Source organism: Arthrobacter agilis, assembly GCF_002953615.1.
Taxonomy (GTDB): domain Bacteria; phylum Actinomycetota; class Actinomycetes; order Actinomycetales; family Micrococcaceae; genus Arthrobacter_D; species Arthrobacter_D agilis_B.
On record NZ_CP024915.1, the window covers coordinates 1,147,495 to 1,153,981 of the forward strand.

The 6,487-nt window shown below is 68.7% G+C and carries 6 protein-coding genes and 2 pseudogenes; 6 read left to right on the forward strand and 2 right to left on the reverse strand.

The features are described from left to right. Positions 1–222, reverse strand: a pseudogene (locus tag CVO76_RS17270) (hypothetical protein); the annotation flags it as partial. Next, positions 219–1,169: an ABC transporter ATP-binding protein gene (locus tag CVO76_RS05465; protein ID WP_244186223.1), complete on the reverse strand. Its 951-nt coding sequence runs from the start codon at positions 1,167–1,169 to the stop codon at positions 219–221. The gene CVO76_RS05465 and the pseudogene CVO76_RS17270, both read right to left, overlap by 4 nt. Positions 1,170–1,297: 128 nt before the next feature. Between CVO76_RS05465 and CVO76_RS05470 the strand changes: the two genes are divergently transcribed. The 6 genes and pseudogenes from CVO76_RS05470 to CVO76_RS05495 form a co-directional block, all read left to right on the forward strand. Then, the gene (locus CVO76_RS05470; RefSeq protein ID WP_432206133.1) at positions 1,298–2,203 is read left to right on the forward strand and encodes a helix-turn-helix transcriptional regulator; all 906 of its coding nucleotides are present in this window, start codon (positions 1,298–1,300) and stop codon (positions 2,201–2,203) included. Continuing rightward, on the forward strand, positions 2,203–3,675 hold the full coding sequence (sufB, locus tag CVO76_RS05475; protein ID WP_133081888.1) for a Fe-S cluster assembly protein SufB: 1,473 nt from the start codon (positions 2,203–2,205) through the stop codon (positions 3,673–3,675). Before CVO76_RS05470 ends, sufB begins: the two co-directional genes overlap by 1 nt. A gap of 2 nt (positions 3,676–3,677) precedes the next feature. Further along, positions 3,678–5,006, forward strand: coding sequence for a Fe-S cluster assembly protein SufD (sufD, locus tag CVO76_RS05480; protein WP_208741107.1), 1,329 nt, complete (start codon positions 3,678–3,680; stop codon positions 5,004–5,006). After that, entirely contained in the window at positions 5,006–5,365 is a 360-nt protein-coding gene (locus CVO76_RS05485) for a non-heme iron oxygenase ferredoxin subunit (RefSeq protein WP_133081890.1), read from the forward strand. Before sufD ends, CVO76_RS05485 begins: the two co-directional genes overlap by 1 nt. Positions 5,366–5,422: 57 nt before the next feature. Then, positions 5,423–6,184: a Fe-S cluster assembly ATPase SufC gene (sufC, locus tag CVO76_RS05490; protein ID WP_133081891.1), complete on the forward strand. Its 762-nt coding sequence runs from the start codon at positions 5,423–5,425 to the stop codon at positions 6,182–6,184. A 107-nt stretch (positions 6,185–6,291) separates the two neighbouring features. Continuing rightward, positions 6,292–6,487: pseudogene (locus CVO76_RS05495) on the forward strand (metal-sulfur cluster assembly factor); the annotation flags it as partial.

Sequence of the window (6,487 nt, forward strand, 5' to 3'; positions counted from 1 at the left end):
CGGGCCGTAGGGGTCCAGCAGCGGGGTGATCACCAGGGCGGTGAGTGCCAGCAGCGGCAGGACGATCGCCAGGACGAGCTGCTCCCCGTTGCGCAGCATCGCCAGGGCCTCGTAGGAGCCGTGGCGCAGCACGCGGGCAGGCAGGCCGGCGGCGGTTCCGCGGGCGGCACCGGCGTCGGGACCGGAAGCCGTGCGGCGGGGAGCGGGAGCGCTGGTGCTCATCGGATGCTCCGTCCGGAGATGTCGAGGAAGACGTCCTCCAGGGACCGGGGCGTCATGGCGATCGCCGTCGGCATCACGCCGCAGGCATCCCACCACTCCGCCAGGCGGGCGACGTCCCGGGCCGTCAGCGAGCCGCGGAGCACGTACTGTCCGGGGTCGGGTTCACGCTGGTGCAGGTGGGGGAGCAGGTCCGGGGGAAGGGTGAGTCCGGGTACGGTCTCGAAGCGCAGCTCACGCATCCCGTCGGTGTCCGTGTCGGCCGTGAGGTCCGCGACAGTACCCTCGGCGACGGTCCGGCCGCCCTCGAGGATGTAGACGTAGTCGGCGAGCTTCTGCGCGTCGTCGAGCAGGTGGGTGGTGAGGACGACGGCGAGGCCGTCCGCGCGGAGTTCCCGGATGAGGTCGAACACGATCGTGCGCGACTGCGGGTCGAGACCCGCGCTGGGCTCGTCGAGGAAGACGACCTCTGGCCGTCCGACGAGGGCGCAGGCCAGGGCGAGGCGCTGCTTCTGCCCACCGGAGAGACGACGGATGGAGACGGCGCCGAAGTCGTCCAGGCCGAGGCGCTCGGCCAGCGCCTCCACGGGCAGCGGGGACCGGTACATCGACGCCACGTGGCGCAGGAGGGCGAGGGGTCGCACCGAGGGCGGGAGCCCTCCGTCCTGCAGCATCACGCCGACTCGCGCCCGCAGGTCCGGCGTCGCGCGCGCGGGGTCCTCGCCGAGGAGCCGGACCAGCCCACCGTCTGCACGCTGGAGCCCCTGCGCACATTCGAGCGTCGTCGTCTTGCCGGCGCCATTGGCTCCGAGGAGGACGGTGACCGCCCCGTGCGCCGCGCTGAGGCTGACGCCGTCGAGCACCCGGACCATGCGGCCGTCGAGCGAGCCGACGGGCCCGAAATCCTTGATCAGCCCGTCGATCTCGAGGGCGGGGGAAGTTGTCGGCACCCCATTATTCTACGTCAGGTAGTAGGAGGCGCGGGGGCCCGGATGGGTAGCCTCGCCTAAGTGGTGACCCGGAATACATTAGGTCATGCTTGTGTTGTGTATTTTGTCACCGACGGAAGGAATGGACCGTGACCGTATCGCCCCGCGCCACCCTTCCCGAGGTCGCCGGTCCTGCCGGCGGACCCGCGCCCGCCGACCGGACCGCCCAGATCGTCTCGCCCGATCCGGACGAGCGTACGCGTGACCGTGTGCTCTCCGCCGTCCTCGAGCGGGGGCCCGTCAGCGCGGCCGAACTCGGAGATCGCCTCGGATTCACACCCGCCGCCATGCGCCGCCACCTCGACGCCCTCTCCTCCGACGGCCTCATCGAGGTCAAGCGCGTCCGCAGTTCCGCGACCGGTGCCGGTCGCCCCGCACGCCGCTACGTCCTGAGCCAGCGCGGCCAGACGAAGCTCGGCAACGACTACCTCGACATCGCGACCGCCGCACTGGCCCAGCTTGGCGAGGCTGCCGGCCCGCAGGCCATCGAGGACTTCGCCCGCACCCGCTTCTCGGGCATGGAGGAGCGCTACCGCCCGATCGTCGAAGCCGCAGGGCCCGATCTCGAGGCGCGAGCCCACGCCCTGGCAGGTGCGCTCACCGCCGACGGGTTCGTGGGATCGACCAAGACGGTGGGGCTCCCACAGGGGCGCGGTCCGCGCACCAACGCCGCGATCCGGCCCGTGATGCTGAGCGTCCAGCTCTGCCAGGGGCACTGCCCCATCCAGGGGCTCGCCTCGGCGTTCCCGGCGTTCTGCGAGCAGGAGACGGGCGTCTTCGCCCGCCTGCTCGACGTCGATGTCCGCAGGCTGTCCACGCTGGCCGCCGGCGGGCACGTCTGCACCACCCACATTCCCCTGGGACGGACGACGGCGGCTCCGGCCGCCGTGGCCGGCACGGACGCAGCCGGCGCCGACGCGCAGCCGGCGGCTCCGGACGCCGGTCCCCCCAGCAATCCAGCGACGATATCCATCCATCAGCAAGGAAGGCCATGATGACGGATCAAGTAGACCGCAAGCCAGTTGCATCGGCAGTGCCGGAGTCGGTGATCAGCGACATCCTCGAGAAGAACCCCGAACTCGAGGGCATCGGGACCTACCAGTACGGCTGGGCGGACAAGAACGAGGCGAGCGACAACGCGCGCCGCGGTCTGAGCGAGGAGGTCGTGCGCGACATCTCCGCCAAGAAGAACGAGCCCGAATGGATGCTCGATCTCCGCCTGAAGGGCCTCAAGTACTTCGACCGCAAGCCCATGCCCGCGTGGGGTGCGGACCTCTCCGGGATCGACTTCGACAACATCAAGTACTTCGTCCGCTCCACGGAGAAGCAGGCGAACACGTGGGAGGACCTCCCCGAGGACATCCGCAACACCTACGAGAAGCTCGGCATCCCCGAGGCCGAGCGCGCCCGCCTCGTGTCCGGTGTCGCCGCCCAGTACGAGTCCGAGGTGGTCTACCACCAGCTGCGCGAGGACCTCGAGCGCCAGGGCGTGCTCTTCCTCGACACGGACACCGCGCTGCGTGAGCACCCGGAGATCTTCAAGGAGTACTTCGGCACCATCATCCCCGTCGGCGACAACAAGTTCGCGTCGCTGAACACGGCCGTCTGGTCGGGCGGTTCCTTCGTCTACGTGCCGAAGGGCGTCCACGTCGAGATCCCCCTGCAGGCCTATTTCCGCATCAACACCGAGAACATGGGCCAGTTCGAACGGACGCTCATCATCGCGGACGAGGACTCGTACGTGCACTACATCGAGGGCTGCACGGCCCCGATCTACACGTCGGACTCCCTGCACTCGGCCGTCGTCGAGATCGTGGTCAAGAAGGGCGCGCGCGTCCGGTACACGACCATCCAGAACTGGTCGAACAACGTGTACAACCTCGTGACCAAGCGCGCCATCGCCCACGAGGGCGCCACCATGGAGTGGATCGACGGCAACATCGGTTCCAAGGTCACCATGAAGTACCCGGCGGTCTACCTGGTCGGCGAGCACGCCAAGGGCGAGACGCTCTCGATCGCCTTCGCCGGCGAGGGACAGCACCAGGACACCGGCTCGAAGATGGTCCACATCGCGCCCAACACCAAGTCCTCGATCATCTCCAAGTCCGTTGCACGCGGTGGCGGACGTGCCGCCTACCGCGGGCTCGTCCAGGTGCGCGACGGGGCCAAGCACTCCGCGAACACGGTGCGCTGCGACGCGCTGCTGGTCGATACCATCTCGCGCTCGGACACGTACCCGTACGTGGACATCCGCGAGGACGACGTCACCATGGGCCACGAGGCCACCGTGTCGCGCGTCAGCGAGGAGCAGCTGTTCTACCTGATGTCCCGCGGGCTCCCCGAGGACGAGGCCATGGCCATGATCGTGCGCGGCTTCATCGAGCCGATCGCCCGCGAGCTGCCCATGGAGTACGCGCTCGAGCTGAACCGGCTGATCGAACTGCAGATGGAAGGGGCCGTAGGCTAGCGATGGCTGAGACCACCCACACGGAAATTTCACCCGACACCGAGGGCGAGGTCACCGATCTCGGAGACCTCGACGAGAAGGCCCGCCTGGGCGCCCCCTCGGGCGCCGCGGCGTCCATCGACGGGTTCACGGAGGAGGGCGAGAGCCTCTCCGCCGACGACCAGGGCTCGGAGCAGCTCGGCCTCAAGAAGCACAGCCATGGCAACGCGCCCGTGGTGCCCGAGGCGTCCCGGGGCGAGCGGCGCAGGTCCTTCGACCTCGCCGACTTCCCGTCCCTCACGGGCCTCGAGGAGGACTGGCGCTTCACCCCGCTCAAGCGCCTGCGGGGACTGCACACCGATGCCCTGACCGGCACGGCTCCCGCGGTGAATGTCACCGGCGCCGGGAACGTCACCGTCGAGACCGTGGATCGCAGCGACGCCCGCCTCGGCACCGCGGCCACGCCCGAGGACCGCGTCTCCGCCGCAGCGTGGAACGCGTTCTCCGACGCGACCGTGATCACCATCCCGAAGGAGACGGTGGCCGACGGCGAGGTCATGGTCAGCGTCACCGGCTCGACCTCCGGCGCGGCGGCCCAGCACATCCTCATCCACGCCGAGGCCTTCTCCAAGGCCGTCGTCGTGCTGGACCACACCGGTTCGGTCACCCTCGCCCAGAACGTCGAGATCATCGTCGGCGACGGTGCCGAGCTGACCGTCGTCAGCGTCCAGGAATGGGACGACGACGCCGTGCACGTGTCCTCGCAGCAGGCGAAGGTGGGCCGTGACGCCCGCTACAAGCACGTCGTCGTCAGCCTCGGTGGCGACCTCGTGCGCCTCACGCCGTCGTCGATCTTCACCGCCACCGGAGCCGAGGTCGAGATGTACGGACTGTACTTCGCCGACGCCGGCCAGCACCTCGAGCAGCGCCTCCTGGTGGACCACGCCGTGCCGAACTGCAAGTCACGCGTCACCTACAAGGGCGCCCTGCAGGGCGACGACGCGCACACCGTGTGGGTCGGTGACGTGCTGATCCGCAAGGCCGCCGAGGGTACGGACACCTACGAGACGAACCGCAACCTGATCCTCACGGACGGCGCGCGGTCGGACTCGGTGCCGAACCTCGAGATCGAGACGGGCCTCATCGAGGGTGCCGGCCACGCCAGTGCCACCGGACGCTTCGACGACGAGCACCTGTTCTACCTGATGGCCCGCGGGATCCCCGAGAAGGACGCACGCCGCCTCGTGGTGCGCGGCTTCCTCACCGAGGTCATCCAGCAGATCAAGGTGCCGTCCCTCGAGGAGCGGCTCTCCGCGTCGGTCGAGCGTGAGCTCGCGGCAGGGAACCTCTGATGGCGGAAGCACCCCGCGGCGAGCTCATCTGCGATGTCGACGACATCGAGGTCAAGCAGGCGCTGCGCGTGCTGATCGACGACTATCCCGTCGTCATCGTCCGCGACTCGGACGGCGAGATCCACGCACTGGGCGATACCTGCTCGCATGCGGACATCTCCCTGTCGGAGGGCGACGTCGAGGGATGCGCCATCGAGTGCTGGGGCCACGGGTCCCAGTTCGACCTGCGCAGCGGCCAGCCGCTGCAGCTCCCCGCATACGAGCCCGTCCCGGTGTTCGCACTCGAGATCCATGACGGCAACGTCTATGTCGATATCACGACGGTCACCAACGGAGCCCCCGCGCCGCAGTTCGGCTGACGCCGGCGCCGTCCACGCACACACTTCCTGCAGAGCAGGCGAAGGAGAAAGAACACGATGTCCACACTTGAAATCAAGGACCTGCACGTCAGCATCGACACCGACCAGGGAAACATCCCCATCCTCAAGGGCGTCACGCTGACGATCAACACCGGCGAGACCCACGCGATCATGGGGCCCAACGGTTCCGGCAAGTCGACCCTCGCGTCGACGATCGCCGGCCACCCCCGGTACAAGGTCGACAGCGGTTCGATCACGCTCGACGGCGAGGACGTCCTCTCCATGAGCGTCGACGAGCGCGCCCGCGCCGGTCTCTTCCTGGCCATGCAGTACCCGGTCGAGGTCCCCGGCGTCACCATGACCAACTTCCTGCGCACGGCCAAGACCGCGCTCGACGGCGAGGCCCCGAGCCTGCGGCACTGGACCAAGGATGTCAAGACGGCCATGGCCCAGCTGCGCATCGATGCCGACTTCGCCCAGCGCAACGTCAACGAGGGCTTCTCCGGCGGTGAGAAGAAGCGCGTGGAGATCCTGCAGCTGGAGCTCTTCCGCCCGAAGTTCGCGATCCTCGACGAGACCGACTCGGGTCTCGACGTCGACGCCCTGAAGGTGGTCTCCGAGGGCGTGAACCGCGAGCACTCGAAGGGTGAGATGGGCACGCTGCTCATCACGCACTACACGCGGATCCTGCGCTACATCAAGCCGGACTTCGTCCACGTGTTCGTCGCCGGGCGCATCGCCGAACAGGGCGGCCCGGAACTCGCGGACCGCCTCGAGGAAGAGGGCTACGATCGGTTCACGGCCGCGGTGGAGGCCTAGGACCTTCAGGATTCCCGGCACGCACGCGTGCCGGACCGCTCGAAAGGAAGAGTGCGATGAGTGATGTGCAGCAGGCGCAGACCGCGCTGGACGACGTCGAGGAAGCGTTGCGGGACGTGATCGACCCGGAGCTCGGCGTGAACGTCGTGGACCTCGGGCTTCTCTACGGCCTGAACTACGCGGAGGACGGCGCCCTCCTGATCGACATGACGCTCACCACCGCGGCATGCCCGCTGACCGACGTGCTCGAGGAGCAGGTGGGCCAGGCGCTGGACGGCGTGGTGGACGAGTGGCGGTTGAACT